Source organism: Piezobacter thermophilus (assembly GCF_055386745.1).
In genome coordinates this window covers 524,554-543,524 of record NZ_AP042380.1, presented here as the reverse complement: position 1 = coordinate 543,524, position 18,971 = coordinate 524,554, and the positions used below count along the sequence as shown (strand labels likewise).

General features: G+C 67.7%; 14 protein-coding genes and 1 tRNA gene. 4 read left to right on the top strand and 11 right to left on the bottom strand.

Annotated elements, in window-relative coordinates; translation table 11 throughout:
• Positions 1-23 precede the first annotated feature (23 nt).
• The 6 genes from recF to mutM form a co-directional block, all read right to left on the bottom strand.
• Positions 24-1,124, bottom strand: coding sequence for a DNA replication/repair protein RecF (gene recF, locus ACZ5CM_RS02500; RefSeq protein WP_464640968.1), 1,101 nt, complete (start codon positions 1,122-1,124; stop codon positions 24-26).
• Between the two features lie 60 nt (positions 1,125-1,184).
• Positions 1,185-2,303 carry a DNA polymerase III subunit beta gene (gene dnaN, locus ACZ5CM_RS02495; RefSeq protein WP_464640966.1) on the bottom strand — a complete coding sequence of 373 codons (1,119 nt, stop codon included), beginning with the start codon at positions 2,301-2,303 and terminating at the stop codon, positions 1,185-1,187.
• A gap of 206 nt (positions 2,304-2,509) precedes the next feature.
• Positions 2,510-3,898: a chromosomal replication initiator protein DnaA gene (gene dnaA / locus ACZ5CM_RS02490; RefSeq protein WP_464640964.1), complete on the bottom strand. Its 1,389-nt coding sequence runs from the start codon at positions 3,896-3,898 to the stop codon at positions 2,510-2,512.
• Between the two features lie 557 nt (positions 3,899-4,455).
• Complete coding sequence (gene rpsT / locus ACZ5CM_RS02485) at positions 4,456-4,719, bottom strand: 30S ribosomal protein S20 (RefSeq protein WP_464640962.1); 264 nt, start codon at positions 4,717-4,719, stop codon at positions 4,456-4,458.
• Between the two features lie 229 nt (positions 4,720-4,948).
• Positions 4,949-5,725 (bottom strand): enoyl-CoA hydratase, encoded by a 777-nt coding sequence (locus tag ACZ5CM_RS02480; RefSeq protein ID WP_464640960.1) that lies wholly within the window; start codon positions 5,723-5,725, stop codon positions 4,949-4,951.
• 65 nt (positions 5,726-5,790) lie between these two features.
• Positions 5,791-6,642: a bifunctional DNA-formamidopyrimidine glycosylase/DNA-(apurinic or apyrimidinic site) lyase gene (gene mutM / locus ACZ5CM_RS02475; RefSeq protein ID WP_464640958.1), complete on the bottom strand. Its 852-nt coding sequence runs from the start codon at positions 6,640-6,642 to the stop codon at positions 5,791-5,793.
• An 86-nt stretch (positions 6,643-6,728) separates the two neighbouring features.
• Here mutM and ubiE point away from each other — a divergent pair, with 86 nt between their 5' ends.
• Positions 6,729-7,481: a bifunctional demethylmenaquinone methyltransferase/2-methoxy-6-polyprenyl-1,4-benzoquinol methylase UbiE gene (gene ubiE / locus ACZ5CM_RS02470; protein WP_464640956.1), complete on the top strand. Its 753-nt coding sequence runs from the start codon at positions 6,729-6,731 to the stop codon at positions 7,479-7,481.
• Between the two features lies 1 nt (position 7,482).
• Positions 7,483-9,015 (top strand): 2-polyprenylphenol 6-hydroxylase, encoded by a 1,533-nt coding sequence (ubiB, locus tag ACZ5CM_RS02465; protein ID WP_464640954.1) that lies wholly within the window; start codon positions 7,483-7,485, stop codon positions 9,013-9,015.
• Between the two features lie 96 nt (positions 9,016-9,111).
• Here ubiB and ACZ5CM_RS02460 read toward each other — a convergent pair.
• Positions 9,112-9,188, bottom strand: a tRNA-Arg gene (locus ACZ5CM_RS02460).
• A 69-nt stretch (positions 9,189-9,257) separates the two neighbouring features.
• Between ACZ5CM_RS02460 and ACZ5CM_RS02455 the strand changes: the two genes are divergently transcribed.
• Complete coding sequence (locus ACZ5CM_RS02455; RefSeq protein ID WP_464640952.1) at positions 9,258-10,328, top strand: LacI family DNA-binding transcriptional regulator; 1,071 nt, start codon at positions 9,258-9,260, stop codon at positions 10,326-10,328.
• Positions 10,329-10,711: 383 nt separating this feature from the next.
• Here ACZ5CM_RS02455 and ACZ5CM_RS02450 read toward each other — a convergent pair whose 3' ends face one another.
• From ACZ5CM_RS02450 to ACZ5CM_RS02435, 4 genes are read right to left on the bottom strand one after another with little or no spacing between them, the layout of a single operon-like run.
• Positions 10,712-12,766, bottom strand: coding sequence for a glutamine amidotransferase (locus tag ACZ5CM_RS02450; RefSeq protein WP_464640951.1), 2,055 nt, complete (start codon positions 12,764-12,766; stop codon positions 10,712-10,714).
• Positions 12,763-15,555 (bottom strand): DUF4159 domain-containing protein, encoded by a 2,793-nt coding sequence (locus tag ACZ5CM_RS02445; protein WP_464640950.1) that lies wholly within the window; start codon positions 15,553-15,555, stop codon positions 12,763-12,765. The genes ACZ5CM_RS02450 and ACZ5CM_RS02445 overlap by 4 nt, the downstream gene beginning before the upstream one ends.
• Entirely contained in the window at positions 15,552-16,430 is an 879-nt protein-coding gene (locus tag ACZ5CM_RS02440) for a DUF58 domain-containing protein (RefSeq protein ID WP_464640949.1), read from the bottom strand. Before ACZ5CM_RS02440 ends, ACZ5CM_RS02445 begins: the two co-directional genes overlap by 4 nt.
• The gene (locus ACZ5CM_RS02435; RefSeq protein WP_464640947.1) at positions 16,427-17,434 is read right to left on the bottom strand and encodes an AAA family ATPase; all 1,008 of its coding nucleotides are present in this window, start codon (positions 17,432-17,434) and stop codon (positions 16,427-16,429) included. The genes ACZ5CM_RS02440 and ACZ5CM_RS02435 overlap by 4 nt, the downstream gene beginning before the upstream one ends.
• Before the next feature lie 231 nt (positions 17,435-17,665).
• Here ACZ5CM_RS02435 and ACZ5CM_RS02430 point away from each other — a divergent pair, with 231 nt between their 5' ends.
• Positions 17,666-18,877: a calcium-binding protein gene (locus tag ACZ5CM_RS02430; RefSeq protein ID WP_464640945.1), complete on the top strand. Its 1,212-nt coding sequence runs from the start codon at positions 17,666-17,668 to the stop codon at positions 18,875-18,877.
• The last annotated feature ends 94 nt before the right edge of the window (positions 18,878-18,971 follow it).

Here is an 18,971-nt window from a genome sequence, read left to right as displayed (position 1 = left end):
CGCGCCGATCTGCCCGCCCTGCATCACGCCGCGCGCAGCACGGACAGACCATTGGCGTCGGTGACCTCGAACCATTGCGCCCGGCCCTCCAGCCCCCCGAACAGCTCTGCCCCGGTGCCGGTCATCCAGGCCTGCGCCCCCAGCGCGCAGATCTCGTCGAACAGCGCGGCGCGGCGCTCCGCATCCAGATGCGCGGCAACCTCGTCCAGAAGCAGGATCGGAGGATCCCCCGTCCGGTCCGCAAGAGCCCGCGCATTGGCAAGGATCAGGGAAACCAGAAGCGCCTTCTGCTCTCCGGTGGAACATTGCGCCACCGCCACCCCCTTGGCCGCATAGACCGCCCGCAGATCACTGCGATGCGGCCCGATCAGGGTCCGTCCCGCCATCAGGTCACGCCGGCGACTTTCGGCAAGCGCCGCGCGCAGGGCATCCTCGTCCCCGGGCATCTCGCCCTCGGCCTGAACGAGGGCCAGATCAGCCGCGGGAAAGGCGGTCTCGGCCCGCGCCTGGGCCTCGGCCAGCAAGGCCAGCGCCGCCTCCCGTCCCTCGTGGATGCGCCGCCCCGCAACCGCCATCTGCGCCTCGAGCGCATCGTACCAGCCGGCATCGGTCACCTGATCCTTCAGCAGCCGGTTGCGCTCGCGCATGGGCTTTTCCCACGCCAGCACGGCCTCGGCATGGTCGGGCTCGAAACTCATCGCAACCCGATCCAGAAACCGCCGCCGCCCTTCAGCGCCCTCGGTCCACAGACGATCCATGGACGGCACCAGCCACAGAACCCGCGCAATCCGCCCCAGCGCCAGCTGGCTTGCCGCCTTTCCATCAATCCGCACCTGCCGGGCGGCGCCGCCTTCGGACCAGGTCGCAATTTCATGAAACCGCCCTGCCACCCGCAGAACGCCCGCCAGCTTCCAGCCCGCGCCCCCGGGCCTGCGCACCATCTCGGCCGCACTCGCCCGCCGCAGCCCACGCCCCGGCGAAAACAGGGAAACGGCCTCCAGAAGGTTGGTCTTTCCCGCCCCGTTCGGACCGAAGATCACGACCGGCCGCCCGTCCAGCGACAGGCGCGCCACGTCATGCGACCGGAATTGCGAAACCACCAGCTGCGTCAGGGCCAAGGCCATCGCCAGCCCCTTCCTCTTGCCCCAAATACTCCCGCCGGAGGCATCGCGCGGAACGCGCGATCACACCCGCATCGGCATGACCACGTAAACCGCGCTCGGGTCATTGCCCTCGCGCATCAGGGTCGGATCCCCGGACGAGTTGAACAGGAACACGGCATTTTCCCGATCGACCTGGCTGGCGATTTCCAGCAGGTATTTCGCGTTGAACCCGATCTCGAGCGGCTCGTCGCCGTAGGCGACGGCCAGTTCCTCCTCGGCGGCACCGCTGTCGGGAGCGTTGACGGACAGCACCAGCCGGTCGTTCTCGAGCTGCATCTTCACCGCCCGCGACCGCTCGGACGAAACCGTGGCCACCCGGTCCACAGCCTGCGCGAACTCGGCCGCATCCACTTCCAGCCGCCGCGAATTGTTCACCGGAATGACACGCGTGTAATCGGGAAAGGTGCCATCGATCACCTTGGAGGTCAGGGTGATGTCGGGCGTGGCAAAGCGCACCTTGGTTTCACTGACCGAAACGGCGATCTCCATGTCGTCATCATCCAGCAGCTTGCGCAGCTCTCCCACCGTCTTGCGCGGCACGATCACCCCCGGCATGTCGGCAGCACCCGGCGGCAGATCTGCATCGATGCGCGCCAGCCGATGCCCGTCGGTCGCCACGCAGCGCAGCACCTTGCCGCCATCCGCATCGGCCACATGCATGTAGACACCGTTCAGATAATAGCGCGTCTCCTCGGTCGAGATGGCAAAGCGGGACTTGTCGAACAGCCGCCGCAACACCGGGGCAGGCGCACTGAAATTCGACTGGTATTCCGACGAGGCCATCACCGGAAAATCCTCTTTCGGCAGGGTCGCCAGCGAAAAATGCGACCGCCCTGCCTCGACCGACAGCCTGCCGGCGGCATTGTCCGCGGTCAGCGTCACAAGCGCGCCATCGGGCAGCTTGCGCACGATTTCATGCAGGGTGGTGGCGGAAACGGTGGTCGCGCCCGGCCGCTCCACCCGGGCCGGAGCCTTGTCCACGATCTCGATATCCAGGTCGGTGGCCCGGAACTGAACCGTGTCGTCCTCGGCCTCGATCAGCACGTTGGCAAGGATCGGTATCGTGTTTCGGCGTTCGACAACCGATTGCGCCTGGGACACGGCCTTGAGCAGCGCGCCGCGTTCGATGCTGATCTTCATATCCCTTCTTCCCTTCAAACGGCCGGGACAGGCAAACTAGCCGTTTGCACCGCCGGCACAAGGTTTTTGTGGATTTGTCCGCTGCTTTGCGGAAAGGGTCAAGGGGGCCGGCCGAGGTTGACCGGCCGCTATGGCTTTGCCGTCAGTTATGGCTTTGCCGTCAGTCCGGCCGCAGCCGCTTTTCGGCCAGCCGCGCCCCCGCGCCGTTACGCTTCCAGGGCCCGGCGGAGAATCTCCACATCCTCGGCAAGCTGGCCGTCGGTCAGTTTCAGTTCCTCGATCCGGCGCACGCCATGCATGACCGTGGTATGATCGCGCCCGCCAAAGCGGCGCCCGATCTCAGGCAGGGAACGGCTGGTCAGCTGCTTGCACAGATACATCGCCACCTGCCGCGGGCGGGCGAAGGCGCGCAGGCGCTTGGGGCCGATGATATCGCTCAGGCGGATGTTGTAGTATTCGGAAACCTTGCGCTGGATTTCCTCGACGGTGATCTTGCGCTCGGACGCCCGCAACACGTCGGCCAGGCAGTCCTGGGTCAGCTCCATGTCGATTTCGCGCCCGACCAGCGACGCAAAGGCAAAAAGCCGCGTCAGTGCCCCTTCGAGCACGCGCACATTGGTCGAAATCCGCTGGGCCAGGAATTCCAGAACGCCATCCGCGATCTTCAGGTCGGGATAGGTGGAGGCGTAAAGCTGGACCTTGCTCTGCAGGATGCCCAGCCGCAATTCGTAATTGGTCGGGTGCAGGTCCACCACCAGCCCGCATTGCAGGCGCGACTTCACCCGCTCTTCGAGATCCTTGATCTCGCCCGGCGCGCGGTCGGCGGAAATGATGATCTGCTTGTTCTGATCCACCAGCGCGTTGAAGGTGTGGAAGAACTCCTCCTGCGTGCTGTCCTTGCCGGCGATGAACTGCACGTCATCTACCATCAGCACGTCCACGGACCGGAACAGATGCTTGAAATCCATCATCCGCCGTTCGCGCAGCGCCTGCACGAAACGGTACATGAACTGTTCGGCCGACAGGTAGATCACGTTCAGTTCGGGATGGCGCGAGCGCAGCTCCCAGGCAATCGCGTGCATCAGGTGCGTCTTGCCCAGACCCACCCCGCCATAAAGGACCAGAGGGTTGAAGGTGACCGGACCGCCTTCGCTGACCCGGCGGGCCGCGGCATGGGCCAGCTCGTTGGGCTTGCCGACCACGAAACTGTCGAAGGTAAAGCGCGGATCCAGCGGCGCAGCCTGAATCGCCTCGAGCCCGTCAGAGGCGGCCCGCGCCTTCGCGGTCCTCGATTCGGCCCTCGATCCCGTGCCCGCCGCCTTGCCGTCCGGCCGCGCCGGGGAAGCCGGGGAATTGGCAATCACGCGAAAGGCGACGCGCTGGGCCTTTTCACCGGCGGTGTTCAGTTCGTAAAGGATCAGGTCCGCGAAATTCTGGCTGACATAGTTTCCCATGAAATTCGTGGGAACGCTGAAGACTGCCACGCCATCCTGCAGTTCGAGGAATTCGAGGGGTTCGATCCAGGTGGTAAAGTTGTTCTTGCCGACCGTCTTGAGCAACCTCTGCCTGAGCTGACCCCATTTTTCCTCTGTCATTGCGTGCCTCACATATCCCACTTGTCCGGCCCCATCACCCGCCTTGTTCCTTGACCGGCTGTCGTTGCCGGCAGAGCGCACACGCAAAGGCCACGAGTTCCGCAGACAAAGCCATGCAGAAGGACACCTGCAACAGGCGCCCGCAACGGCCTGGTCCCCTACTCGCAAGGTCGAACCGTTCCTCCTTCGGGCCGACCCGACACCAAACCGTTACACACTCATGCCATGACAGGATGCGAGTCGGCGAAACCGATTTCGCACAGCAGACCGAGTCGACCGAACAGCCCGGCCATGCCGGCCCATGCCCGATGAGTGACGCCTTGTCCCACCGTCATCATCAGGCGCCGCCTGTCCCCCCAAGCGCGTGAATCGCTGCCAAAGGGATAACAATTCCGTGGGCGAGGCAGCAACGAAACTATGCTGTTGACTCGGCGATTCCGGGCAAAGAATCTCTCGCGGTTGCAGAAAGGCTCCTCCCCCGCCGGCCACGAAAAAAGGCGCCGCCGTCGGCAACGCCTTTTGGAAACTTGCGAATTCGTTCCTGCCGCGCTGCGGGATCAGCCAAGCGCCTTCACGCGGGCCGAAAGGCGCGACATCTTGCGGGCGGCGGTGTTCTTGTGGAACACGCCCTTGGTCACGCCGCGCATCAGCTCGGGCTGGGCGGCACGCAGTGCGGCCTGGGCGGCTTCCTTGTCGCCGGAAGCGATGGCTTCCTCGACCTTGCGCAGGAAGGTGCGGATGCGCGAACGGCGCGCCTTGTTGACGGCATAGCGCCTCTGGTTCTGACGGGCGCGTTTCTTCGACTGGGGCGTGTTGGCCATGTGTCTTTGGACCTCTTCGGGTTTGGTTCACTCGATTGGCGCGATGCCAAACCCGCCCGGCCACGCCTCTGCCGGGTGATTCGAGCCTGAGCGGGCTGCACGCGCATGTCTGACGGCGCTGGTTACCCGAGTTTCCCGTGCTTGCCAAGCCGGAAAAGAACCGCGGCGACGGGCCTGCCCCGCCGCCCCGGAATGGAGCGGTCGCCCCGCATTGCCGGGCCGCCGCGTGTCACTTGTCGCGGAACTGCGCGCTGCGCTTTTCCATGAAGGCGGCCATGCCTTCCTTCTGGTCCTCGGTTGCGAACATGGAGTGGAACACGCGCCGTTCGAACAGCACGCCCTCGCGCAGCGTGGTTTCGTAGCTGCGGTTCACCGCCTCCTTGGCGGCCATGACCGAAGGCATGGATTTCTCGGCGATCTTCTGGGCCGCGCCCAGCGCCTCTTCGACCAGCTTCTTGGCCGGTACGACCCGGCTGACCAGCCCGCTGCGCTCGGCCTCTTCGGCATCCATGAAGCGCCCGGTCAGGTTCATGTCCATCGCCTTGGACTTGCCGACGAAGCGCGTCAGCCGCTGGGTGCCGCCCATGCCGGCGATCACGCCCAGATTGATCTCGGGCTGGCCGAATTTCGCCGTATCGGCAGCAATGATGAAATCGCACATCATCGCCAGTTCGCACCCCCCGCCCAGCGCATATCCACCCACGGCCGCGATGATCGGCTTGCGGATGGCGGTGATGCGGTCGCTGGCATCGGCGAACAGGTTTTCCCCGAACACGTCGGCGAAGCTCTTGGACGACATTTCCTTGATGTCGGCCCCGGCGGCAAAGGCCTTTTCCGACCCGGTGATGACGATGCAGCGCACCTTGTCATTGGCGTCCGCCTCTTCCAGCGCCTGGCAGAGCTCGTTCAGAAGCTGGGTGTTCAGCGCGTTCAGGGCGTCGGGGCGGTTGAGCCGGATCAGGGCTACGTGATCCTCGACTTCGACGATGATCGTCTCAAAGGCCATGGGAACTGCTTTCGGTTGTTCACTGTCAGGGCCGATTCCTTACCATGCGGCGTGCCCGGTTCAAGCTATCTTTGGCAGCGCGGGCAGTAGAAGCTGGATCGCCCCGACTGCCTGATACGGGCGATGACGCCGGAACAGCCGGGCCGCCTGCAGGGTGTGCCCTCGCGGCCGTAGACATCGAAGGCGTGCTGAAAATACCCAAGCTCTCCATCGGCTTGGCGGAAATCGCGCAAGCTGGAGCCGCCCGCCCGGATGGCCTCTTGCAGCACCTCGCGGATCGCCGTGACCAGCCGCGCGAGGCGGGCGCGCGAAATCCGCCCGGCCTGGCGCCTGGGCGATATGCCGGCCCGGAAAAGCGATTCGCAGACGTAGATGTTTCCCAGCCCGGCAACGATTCCCTGGTCCAGCAGCGCCGTCTTGATCGGCGCGCGCCGCCCCCGCAGCGCGCCCGCCAGCCAGCTTTCGCTGAACCCGTTGCCCAGCGGCTCGGGCCCCAGCCCGGCCAGCAGCCGGTGGCCTTCCACCGCATCCGTTGCCACCAGATCCATCATCCCGAACCGGCGCGGATCGTTGAAGGTGATGCGGGCGCCATTGTCCATGTCGAGGATCACATGATCGTGCCGGTCATACGGGGGATGATCGCGCAGGAACCGGCCCAGAGGGTCACCCGAAACCGTCATCCGCCCCGACATGCCCAGATGCACGATCAGCGTCTCGACGCGGTCGAGATCGGCGAGGATGTATTTCGACCGCCTCCGCAACCGCAGGACCCGCGCCCCGGTCAACCGTTCGGCCATGCGCTCGGGAAAGGGCCAGCGCAGATCGGGGCGATTCACCTGCGCCCGCGCGATCACGGCGCCCTCCATCACCGGCGCCAGACCGCGGCGGACGGTTTCGACCTCGGGCAATTCGGGCATGATCGCGCTCCTTCTGCAATGGGCCGCATTGTGCCCGCCCCCAAGACCCCTATAAGGGGGGACGGAATCGACATTGGGCAACCGCCATGGCCGAGACAAGCGACAAGACCACCCATTTCGGGTTCCAGACCGTTCCGGAAGAGGAAAAGGCCGGCCGCGTCAAGGGCGTGTTCAACTCGGTCGCCTCCAAATACGACATCATGAACGACGTGATGAGCGCCGGCATCCACCGCATCTGGAAGGATGCGATGATGGACTGGCTGGCGCCGCGGCCGGGGCAGAGGCTGCTCGACGTGGCCGGCGGCACCGGCGACATCGCGTTCCGCTTTCTCAAGCGCGCAGGTTCCGGCCATGCGACGGTGCTGGACCTGACCGAGCCGATGCTGATCGAGGGCCGCAAGCGGGCCGAGGCGGCGCAGATGGCCGACAGCCTCGACTGGGTGGTGGGCGATGCAATGGCACTGCCTTTCCCGGACAACAGCTTCGACGTCTACACGATCAGCTTCGGCATCCGTAACGTCACCCGCCCCCAGGACGCCCTGGCCGAGGCCTTCCGGGTGCTGCGCCCGGGCGGCCGGCTGATGGTGCTGGAATTCACCCGGGTGCCGAACCCGGCGCTGCGCAGGCTCTACGACCTCTACAGCTTCAACGTGATCCCGCGCATGGGCCAGTTGATCGCCGGCGACCGTGACAGCTATCAGTATCTGGTCGAATCGATCCGCCGCTTCCCCGATCAGGAAACCTTCCTCGACATGATCCGCGCCGCCGGTTTCGAAAATGCGAAATACCGCAACCTGACCCTGGGCGTGGCCGCCCTGCATTCGGGATGGAAGCTCTGACATGCGCGGCCCGCACAATCTCTGGCGGCTGATCCGCACCGGTGCCACGCTGGAACGCAACGGCGCGATGAACGTGGTGCTCGACGCTTTCGAGGCGCCGAGATCGATCCGCTTCCTCGCCCACGCCCTGGGCAAGCCGTTCATGTGGCTGGGCTACAGGGGCGACCCCGACCTGCCGCCCGCCACCCGCGCGCTGACCGCGATGGGGCCGGCCTACATCAAGTTCGGTCAGGTCCTGTCCACCCGCCCCGACGTGGTGGGGCAGGAGCTGGCCGACCACCTGCGGGTGCTGCAGGACCGCCTGCCCCCCTTCCCCCGCGACGAGGCCATGGCCGAGGTCGCGCGCGAGCTGGGCCGCCCGGCGAAAGAGCTGTTCTCGGAGTTCAGCGAACCGATCGCGGCGGCCTCGATCGCCCAGGTGCACCGGGCGCGGCTGGCGGAAACCGGCCAGGACGTGGCGGTCAAGGTGCTGCGCCCGGGGATCGAGCGCGCCTTTCGCCGCGACATCGACGCCTTCTATTTCGCCGCCCGCATGGTCGAAATCTTCGCCCCCGGCGCCCGGCGGTTGCGGCCGATGGAGGTGGTGGCCCATTTCGACAGCGTGGTCCAGGGCGAGCTGGACCTGCGGCTGGAAAGCGCCGCGGCCTCGGAGTTCGCCGACAACACGAAGGGCGACAAGGGTTTCCGCCTGCCGCCGATCCTGTGGAACCTGTCGGCGCGGCGGGTGATGACCCTGGGCTGGGCCGACGGGGTGCCTCTGGGCGACAATGCGGCGCTGGATGCGGCCGGCCACGACCGGCGCGACCTGGCCCAGCGCGTCCTGCGGCTGTTTCTCACCCATGCGCTGCGCGACGGCTATTTCCACGCCGACATGCATCAGGGCAACCTCAAGGTCGCGCCCGACGGCGACATCATCGCCTATGATTTCGGGATCATGGGCCATATCGACGAATATACCCGCCGGGTCTATGCCGAGATCCTCTACGGCTTCATCCGCCGCGACTATCGCCGCGTGGCCGAGGTGCATTTCGAGGCGGGCTACGTTCCCGCCGACCGCGACGTGGACGAATTCGCCCGCGCCCTGCGCGCGGTGGGAGAGCCGATCTTCGGCGTCGATGCCTCGCATATCTCGATGGGCAAGCTGCTGAGCTACCTCTTCGAAGTGACCGAGCGTTTCGGCATGCAGACCCGGACCGAGCTGATCCTGCTGCAACGCACCATGGTGGTGGTCGAAGGGGTGGCGCGCTCGCTCGATCCGCAGATCAACATCTGGCAGGCCGCCCGGCCCGTGGTCGAGGATTACATCAAGAAATCCATCGGCCCGCGCGCCATCGCGTCGGATCTGCTCAAGACCGCGCGCGTCGTGGGCCGCTTCGGCCCCCGCCTGCCGGATCTGGTGGAACGCGCGCTGATCGCCCAGGCCAATCCGCAACCGCCGGCTGAACCGCCGCGCCGGGTGCCAGCCTTCTGGCCGGCATTGCTGGGTGTGCTGATCGGGGCGGCGCTGGTCATCTGCGTTGAACTTCTTCTCTGAATCCGGGGGATCTCCGCCTCGGGCAACTGCCCCCGGCGCGGGCAACCCGCGCCGATCGGGGAAATTCGCCTTTGGAAATCCCTGAGCGACGATCTCTGGCGACCCCGGCAGGATTCGAACCTGCAACCTGCCCCTTAGGAGGGGGCTGCTCTATCCAGTTGAGCCACGGGGCCGCACGCGGATCCTCTTAACCGGGTTTTCCGGGCTTGTCACCGCCCTTGCACAAGGTTGAACAGGATCGCATGAAGGGGATAACATTTCCCTGTAACATTCGTGGAAGCCGGACATTGGCCAGACCTCCCAAACGCCCTCTCACCCTTCGCGACGTCTCCGAAGCCTCGGGGGTGTCCGAAATGACGGTCAGCCGGGTGCTGCGCAACCGCGGCGACGTGTCGGAAAAGACCCGCGCCCGCGTGCTTGCCGCCGCCAAGGAGCTGGGTTACGTCCCCAACAAGATCGCCGGCGCGCTGGCCTCGAACCGGGTGAACCTGGTCGCCGTCATCATCCCGTCGCTGAAGAACATGGTCTTCCCCGAGGTTCTGACCGGCATCAACGAGGTGCTTGAAGGCACGGGGTTGCAGGCCGTGATCGGCGTGACCGACTACCTGCCGGAAAAGGAACAGAAGGTCCTGTATGAAATGCTGTCCTGGCGGCCTTCTGGGGTGATCATCGCCGGGCTGGAGCATACGGGTGCCTCGCGGGCGATGCTGCAGGCGGCCGGTATCCCGGTGGTGGAGATCATGGACACCGACGGCACCCCGGTCGATGCGATGGTGGGAATTTCGCATCGCCGCGCGGGACGTGAAATGGCCCGCGCGATCCTCGACTCGGGTTACCGCCGCATCGGTTTCCTGGGCACCAAGATGCCGCTGGATCATCGCGCGCGCAAACGCTTCGAGGGCTTTACCGAGGCGCTGGCCAAGGAAGGGGTGGAAATCGAGGATCGTGAATTCTATTCCGGCGGCTCTGCGCTGGCCAAGGGGCGCGAGATGACGAAGGCGATCCTGGAACGGTCGCCAAGACTCGATTTTCTCTACTATTCCAACGATATGATCGCAGCGGGCGGGCTGCTCTACCTGCTCGGAAAAGGGGTGGACATCCCCGGTCGGATCGGGCTGGCCGGGTTCAACGGCGTCGAATTGCTGCAGGGCCTGCCGCGGCAGCTGGCGACCATGGACGCATGCCGGCACGAGATCGGCCGCCGCGCGGCAGAGATCATTGCCGCCCGCCTTGAAGACCCCCCGCGCGAGGTCGAAACCTCGGTCATCCTGACACCCAGGATCAGCTATGGCGACACGCTGCGGCGGCGCTGACGGTGCGGTGCCGAAGCATGTCGCGCCGGAACGGATTCCCGTTCCGGGAAGCGCGGGCAGGCGACTGCCCGGATGGGCGGACATCTCCGTCATCCATGCGCGATTTCGGAACGGAAATCCGCCGGTGTGCAGGGGAACGCCGGGTGGGGGAGAAGGCTGGGCCGGGAAGGGGGGCTCTGCCCCCCTTGGCCCTGCGGGCCTCTCCCCCCGGGATATTTGCGGGCCAGAAAAAGAATTTCGTTTCGGGAGAGACGGAGGCGCCGGGCCGGAGTTGCCAGGGCGCTCCGGGCAGGGTGGACGGGTTTTGAACGCGACTGGCGCTGAAGCATGTCGCTCAAAAGTGGGAACCGGTTTTGAGCTTCTCGGACATGCGATCACATGCTCTAGCGGCGCCCCTCGCGCAGCCAGCCGCCCAGGATCAGCGCCGAGGCCAGCAGCAGCACCAGCCATGCCGGCAACAGCGGCACCTGGGTGACATCCAGCGTCTCGTAGGCCCCGCGCGAGGTCAGCCCGATCCAGCCCCGCCCGGCGGCCACGCGCCCCTCGCGCACGTCGCGCAGCACCGGCAGGCCGTCCTCCAGCCGCTTCACGCCGCCGCGCCGGGTGGCGATCAGCGGGGCCAGAACGTCGCCCGAGGCAATCGTCTCCTCGAATTCCCGCGGCGCCGCCGGGCCCAGCCCGATCACCGTCGACCTGTCGCCTTCGCTCAGGCGGTAAAGCCCGATTTCCGGCCCCTCATAGCTGGCCTCGAACCGCCCCGGCGCCACCTGTTCCAGCTCCACCCGGTCGGTTCCGCCATCGGGGCGGGTGACGGTCACCGGACCGACCGCGTCGCCCAGCGTGCGGCGGATGATGCGCATGTTCTGCCCGCTGGCTGCAGCCTGCAGCGCCTCTTCCTCAAGTTCGGGCTCCTTCATCATCCAGTGCGCAAGCCGACGCAGAAGCTCGAGCTGCGGGCCGCCACCTTCATAGCCGCGGTTCCACAGCCAGGCCTGGTCCGAGGCCAGAAGCGCCACGCGCCCCTCTCCCACCCGGTCCAGAATCAGAAGCGGCCGGCCGTCGACGCCGGCCATCACCACGTCGCCGCGCTCGGGTTCGACCTCGATCTGGCGCAGCCACGATCCCCATTGGTCCGAGCCGGGCAGACCCTCGGTCACCGGATGGCGGGCGCCGATATCGGTCACCGCTGGGCGATACTTGCGTTCGATCACCCGCGCGGAGGGACGGGCCGGCAGCACCTCGCCCAGCGGCGAACGCCAGATACTGTCGGCGCTGGCAAAATCCGGCCCGGCAGCGACCAGCACCGCGCCCCCGTTGCGGACATATTCGGCCACATTGCCAAGGTAGAGCGCCGGCAGGATGCCCCGCCGCTTGTAACGGTCGAAGATGATCAGGTCGAAATCGTTGATCTTTTCGAGGAACAGCTCGCGGGTCGGGAAGGCGATCAGCGACAGCTCTTCCACCGGCACGCCGTCCTGCTTTTCGGGGGGACGCAGGATGGTGAAATGCACCAGGTCGACCGAGGCATCGGATTTCAGCAGGTTGCGCCAGGTCCGGGTACCCTGGTGCGGCGCGCCCGTCACCAGCAGCACCCGCAGCCGGTCGCGCACCCCGTTCATCTGGATCAGCGCGCTGTTGTTGCGGTCGGTGATCTCGCCCTCGGCCACCGGCACGGAAAAGCGGATCACGTTGCGCCCGCCATGTTTCAGCGTTACCGGCACCTCGATGTCACGTCCCAGCGGCACGGTGAAGCGCTGCGCCTCGTCCCCGTCCACGGAGATGTCCAGCTGCACCGCCCCGCCCGCGCGCGGCGCGGCGCCGCGGTCCTCGATCCGCAGGGTCAACGTCACCGGTTCGCCGATGATGGCGAAGGCCGGCGCGTTGCGGACGATCAACCGGCGGTCCCAGTCGCTCGCCCGCCCGCTCAGCAGCAGGTGCATCGGCGCCGGCAGGTCGGGGGCACGATCGAGGTCGTGCACCTGCCCGTCGCTGAGCGCAATGATCCCGGCCACCCGCCCGCGCGGCTCTTGCGCCAGCGCCTGCGCCAGCGCCGACATCAGCCGCGTGCCTTCGTCCCCCTCGCCATCGCCCACCCGGATGCGGCGCAGTTCCGTGTTCGGACGCGCGGCAATCGCGGCGGCCAGCCGGTCGGCGGCCTGCCGGGTCTGCCCGGCCCGGTCGGAAAGCTTCTGGCTGGCACTTTCATCTTCGATCAGCAGGACGATGTCGGAAAGCGGCTTGCGATCCTCGACCTGCCAGGCAGGCCCCGACAGCGCGCCCAGAAGCACCAGCGCCCCCAGCGCCCGCAGCCCCCAGCCGGACAGCCCCCGCCAGGCGGCAAGCACCACCGCCGCCAGCGACAGCGCCGCCAGCGCGCCCAGCAGCGGCCAGGGCAGCAGCGGGTCGAAGATCACGGTTCCGCCTGACAGCCCGTTCATTGGCCCAGCCTTTCCAGAAGTGCCGGCACATGAACCTGGTCGGACTTGTAGTTGCCGGTCAGCACATACATCACCAGGTTGACGCCGAAGCGATAGGCCATCTCGCGCTGGCGCTCTCCGGTCAGGCCTCGGCCGATGGGAAACATGGGTGCCCCGTTGTCATCCACAGCCCAGGCAGCAGCCCAGTCATTACCGCCGATCGCCACCGGGGTGACGCCGTCGTTGAGGTTGCGAAACGGCATCCCCTCGGCCCTTTCGGCATCGGGGGGCGCGGCCTCGACCCACAGCGCGCCGCCCGCGTAACGCCCCGGAAAATCCTGCAGCAGGTAGAAGGTCCGGGTCAGGACGTGATCGCGTGGCACCGGCTCCAGCGGCGGGATGTCCAGCGCCGCCGCCAGCTGCTGCAGCTTGCGCCCGTTCGGGCTGGAGGCGCCAAGGCCCGCCACATCCGCGTCGCGGGTGTCGAACAGGATCATGCCGCCCGCGCGCAGATAGGCGTTCAGCCGCGCAATCGCGGCAGCCGAAGGCTGCGGCTGGTCCGGTGTTACCGGCCAGTAGAGCAGCGGGAAGAACGACAGCTCGTCGGTTTCAAGGTCAACGCCCACCGGGTTGGCGGGCTCGACCGAGGTGCGGAAGAACAGCGTGTCGGACAAGCCCCGCAGGCCGGCCCTTGCAACCGCGTCCACCTGCGGATTTCCGGTCAGCACATGGGCCAGCACCACGTCGCGCGTGGCCTCGATGGCCACCTCTTCGTCGGGGCCGCCCGCGCCGGCGGCGGTCTGCGCGCCCCCCGGCTGGGGCATCGCCACCAGCAGCGCGACCACCAGCCCGGCCGCCACCGACTGCCCCCGGAGCCGCCCGGACAGGGCCAGCGCCGCCAGCACATCCAGCGCCAGAAGCACAAGCGCAAGCGCCAGAAACCCCCCGCCCAGGGGGCGTTCCCCGGCGACCGCCAGCCCTTCCACCGGCACGTCCTCGGGCCATTGCGCCGCCACCAGCGCGTCGCCCGCCGCCAGCACGTTGCGCGCCATGCGCCGCGCGCCGCCGTCGTAATCATAAAGGCCGGGTCGCAGACCGGGGCCGAGCGGGGCCGAAACCAGCCTTGGCCCATCGATCCCCGGCAGGCTGTCCGCCGGTGCCAGGGCGCCGAAGCCGTCCATGACCTGCACCGGGCGCCAGATCGTGCCGTCAAGCCGTTCCGCATCCGAAGGCCGGGCGGCCGAGGATACCGCCAGCCGCTCCAGCATCTGCACGAACAGCCCCGAAAGCGGCAGCGACGACCATTCGGCATTGGCGGTGACATGAAACAGCACCACCTGCCCCTGGCCCAGCCGCTTGCGCGTGACCAGCGGCGTGCCGTCGGCCAGCGCTGCGATCACCCGCTCGGCAAGCGTCGGGTCGGGCTGAGCCACCACCTGCGCGCGCACCCGCACGTCTTCGGGGACGGGCAGGCCATGGAAGGGGGACTGCTCGGGGAAGGGGGCAAGACGCTTGGGTTCACCCCAGCTCATGGCGCCGCCGACGGTGCGCCCACCGCGGCGCAGGCGCACCGGCATCAGGGGGTCTTCCTCGCTCCGGCTGACATCGCTGGCCGCCAGGCGCGGCCCGGCGAAACGCAGCAGCGTTCCCCCGCCCTCGACCCATTCGCGCAGCCCGTCGCGCTCGGCCGGGGACAGGGTCGCCACGTCGGCCAGAACCACCGCATCCGGGTTGGCTGGCAGCAGGTCGAGCAGCGCCCCCTCGAGAATTTCCGCGGTGGGCACCAGCGCCTGCTTGAGATAGTGCAGCGGCGACAGCAGCTCCAGCCCCTCGCGGTCGCGGCGCCCGGCGATCAGGGCGACCTCGCGCCGGCGCAACCCGTCATCGGCCAGCGTCACCGCCCCGGCCGCGCGCTGGTTGCGAATCTCGAACCGGGTGATCCGGGCACGCAGTTCGGCCGGCAGCGACAGGGCGGCCTCGGCCCGGTCCGCGCCGGCGGCGAAGGTTGCGGACAGGCTGGCCAGCACCCGCATGTTGCCCGCCGGGTCGCGCCCGCGCGCCTCGATGGTCACCCGCCGCGCCGGCCCGGCCACGGAACGCAGCGCCGCGATCTTCAGCACCCCGTCCTCGAACCGGACCGGCAGCAGGCCCAGCACCGGCGCCGGAGACTGGAAGACGCGCAACTGGCCCCGTGCGCGCAGCGTCTCGACCAGCTGCCCCCGGCCGGGATAGTCGAGCCCGTCCGAAACCCAGAACGTGTCGAACCCGCCCTCGACCGCCGCCAGGGCCTGGATGGCCGCATCCAGCTGCGCCGGGCCCGGCACCCAGGGCTCGGGCCGCAGCCCCGCCAGCCGGCCACGCTGGGCATCGGCGGCGCGAAAGACCGGCGCCTCGGGGGCCGTCAGCCGCATGATCGCCACCGGCCGGCCGGCGCGGGCGGCATCGAGCAGCTGCGCCTCGATCAGGGCGATCTTTTCGGGCCAGCGCGCCGCCCCCGCCCAGCCGGCATCGAGCAGCACCAGAAGCGGTCCTCTCCCCCCTGCGCCTTCTTCGCGCGGGTTCAGCACCGGGCCGGCCAGCCCGACAATGGCCGCCGCCGCCGCCAGCATCCGCAGCAGCAGCAGCCACCAGGGCGTGCGGTCAGAGGTGCTTTCGTCATCCTTCAGCCCCAGCAGCAGCGACACGGCAGGGAACATCCGCCGCACCGGCGCCGGCGGCACCGCGCGCAGGATCAGCCACAGGACCGGCAGCGCCAGCAGCGCCGTCAGCAGCCACGGCGCGGCAAAGCCGACCCCCCCCAGCACCGTCATCGCCGCCCCCCGTCAAGCGCGCGCCAGATCCACAGCAGCGCCGACTGGGCACTGTCGCCGCTGTGATGCAGACCTGCCTGCCAGCCGGTGGCCCGGCACAGATCGCGCAACTCTGCCTTGCGGGCGGCCAGCCGCTCCAGATAGCGCCCGCGCAGATGCCCGGCCTTGAGCGTCTCGTGCCGCAGCGTGCCGCCCACGCTTTCGAACACGGTCCGGCCGCGAAACGGAAACGCCTCTTCGACCGGGTCGAGAAGCTGCAGCAATACCCCGCGCACGCCGCGATCGGCCGCCGAGGTCAGGGCACGCCGGATCCCGTCCATGTCGCCCAGGAAATCGGATATGAACAGGGCCCGAGAATGGGGAACCAGCGCCCGGATGTCGGGCAGGGCATATTCGGCCGGATCGTCCCGAACCATCCCCAGGGCCAGCTGCGTCAGCTGCGCCCGACCCCGGCGCGGCGGCAGCGGCGCCGCCCCGGCAAGGCCCACCCGCTCGCCCCCCCGGATCAGCAGGATCGCCGCCGCCAGCCCCAGCAGCCGGGCGCGGTCGATCTTTTCCGGCACGTCGCGCCCGCTGGCAAACCGCATCGAGGCACCCTGATCGACCCAGATCGTCACCGACTGCGCGATCTGCCATTCCCGCTCGCGGACATATTGCTGATCCCCCCGGGCCGAGCGGCGGTGGTCGATCATCCGCCGGCTGTCGCCGGGCTGTGCGGGGCGATACTGCCAGAAATCGTCACCCAGCCCGGACCGGCGGCGGCCATGCTCGCCCAGAAGGATGGTGCCGGCCAGATGCTCGGCGCGGGCCAGAAGCGGCGGCAACCGGGCGGCTTCGGCCTCGGCCCGTTCGCGCAGGGTCGGGGCCTGGATCACGCTGCCGCCCCGGGCCGCGCCAGACCAGCCACGGTTTCCTCGATCAGTTCGGACAGCCGGTCGCCGCGGGCCCGGGCAGCGAAGTTCAGCGCCATCCGGTGGCTCAGCACCGGTCCGGCCATCTCGATCACGTCGTCGGCATCGGGCGCCAGCCGCCCCTGCAGCAGCGCCCGCGCCCGCACCGTCATCATCAGCGCCTGCGCCGCCCGCGGCCCCGGCCCCCAGGCCACGGTTTCCGCCACCCGTTCGGAGGCGCCCGGTTCCTCGGGGCGGAAGGCCCGCACCAGGTCGAGGATCATCTCCACCACCGACTCGCCCACCGGCATCCGCCGCAGCAGGGTCTGCGCATCGAGAAGCTCCTGCGCCGTGAACACCTGTTCGGAGCACGCATCCTCGACCCCGGTGGTGGCCAGCAGGATGTCGCGTTCGGTGTCGCGGTCGGGATAATCCACGTCGATCTGCACCAGAAAGCGGTCAAGCTGGGCCTCGGGCAGCGGGTAGGTGCCTTCCTGCTCGATCGGGTTCTGGGTGGCAAGAACGTGAAACGGCGGCCCCAGCGGCCGGTCCCTGCCGGCCACGGTCACCATGCGCTCCTGCATCGCCTGCAGAAGGGCCGACTGGGTGCGGGGGCTGGCGCGGTTGATCTCGTCCGCCATCAGCAGCTGGCAGAACACCGGCCCCGGCACGAAGCGGAAACTGCGCGTGCCGTCGGAGGCGGTTTCCAGCACCTCCGAGCCGAGGATATCGGCAGGCATCAGGTCGGGGGTGAACTGGATGCGGTTGCCCTGCAGGCCCATGACGGTGGACAGGGTTTCGACCAGCCGCGTCTTGCCCAGACCGGGCAGGCCGATCAGCAGCGCGTGCCCGCCGCACAAGAGCGCGGCAAGAGCGAGATCCACGACCCTTTCCTGCCCGATGAAACGGCGATTGATCGAGGCCCGCGCACGGGCAAGCTTTTCTTCCAGCGCCTCGATATCGGCGACCAGAGCGGCGGGGTCGGACATGGGATTCCTCTCGTGGGCGTGTTGACGCGCGTGTTGCCCGGGCGAGTGTAGCCTTCCTGGAGAAAATGGCAAAACCTCCGGGATCACAAGAACGACAACAATGCAACAGGCATCCGGAAATCAGGTTCTGCCGTCCGGTTTCCGCCACAATTCCGTGATACCGGGGCCATATTGCTTTCAGCCCGGTGCAGTTTGCGCCCGGAAATGACCAAAGACCAAGGAGATTGCAACATGCCCCTGACCGGAACGTTTTACGGCCCAGACAACAATTTCTTCACCACCGCCTTCTTCGACTCGCCCGGCGGACCGGCAAATGTCACCGTCACGTCGGCCACCTCGACGCAAGTCATCCTCACGCAGCCGGTGACCGGTGCGGTGACGACCGTGATCGGGACCGGGCTCAGCTTCGATTCGCTCGGCAATGCTACCGGTGGGACCATCACCGCCATGACCTTCCAGCAAGGCGGTGCCACGGTCGCAACCTTTTCGGGAGTGAGCTGGGATGCCGTCACCTTCCAGAACGCGCTTGCCGCAAACACGTCCGCGCCGCTTGATGCGCTGTTCTCGTCCCAGCCGGTCGAGATCGACGCCTCTCCGGCCGGTGTCGGGTTCCAGATCGACGCCTCGGGCTGGAGCAGTGATCTCACCATCACCGGCAGCACCTACGGTGACATGGTCACCGGGGGCAGCGGCGCCGATTCGCTCCAGATGGGGGCCGGTAACGATTCGGTCCGTGGCGGCGCCGGCAACGACACGATCCGGGGAGATGCAGGCCGCGACGCGCTGGCCGGAAACGGCGGAAACGACCGGATTTTCGGCGGCGACAATCGGGACAACATTGCCGGCGGCGGCGGGAACGACACTCTGAATGGCGGAAATTCCCGCGACCTGATCAGTGGCGGCAAGGGCAACGACCTGATCAATGGCGGCAAGGGCAACGACCTGCTGGTCGGCGACAAGGGGGCCGACACGCTCAAGGGATCTGCGGGGAACGACGCCATCGGCGGCAGCGGTGGTCGCGATCTTCTCTTCGGCGGCAAAGGTGCCGATACCGTGCTTGGAGGCGCCGGGGCGGACACGCTGAACGGGAACGGCGGCAACGACACTCTGTTCGGCGGCGCCGGCAACGACATGATGAACGGTGGCGCCGGGGCCGACACGATCCGCAGCGGCAGCGGCAACGACACCATGACCGGAGGCGCCGGGGCCGATCTCTTCGTATTCATCCCCGCCAGCTCGGCCTCGAACAATGATGTCATCACCGATTTCACAGACGGGACCGACATGATGGACGTGTCGGCACTGAGCCTGACGGCGGCCGACATCACCATCACCGCCTCGGGCACGGATACGGTGGTGACGCTGGGCTCCAGCGGCATCGTGACCCTGACCGGCGTCGAAGCAACCCTGATCTCGGTGGCCGACGACTTCATCCTCGTCTGAACGCCGGGAGATGGCAGGCTTCGGGGCGTCCCCGCTCTTCGGGGGCGCCCCGTTTCCGTTCCAGCGTACTTCCCGCGCGGCATTTCCGCCATGA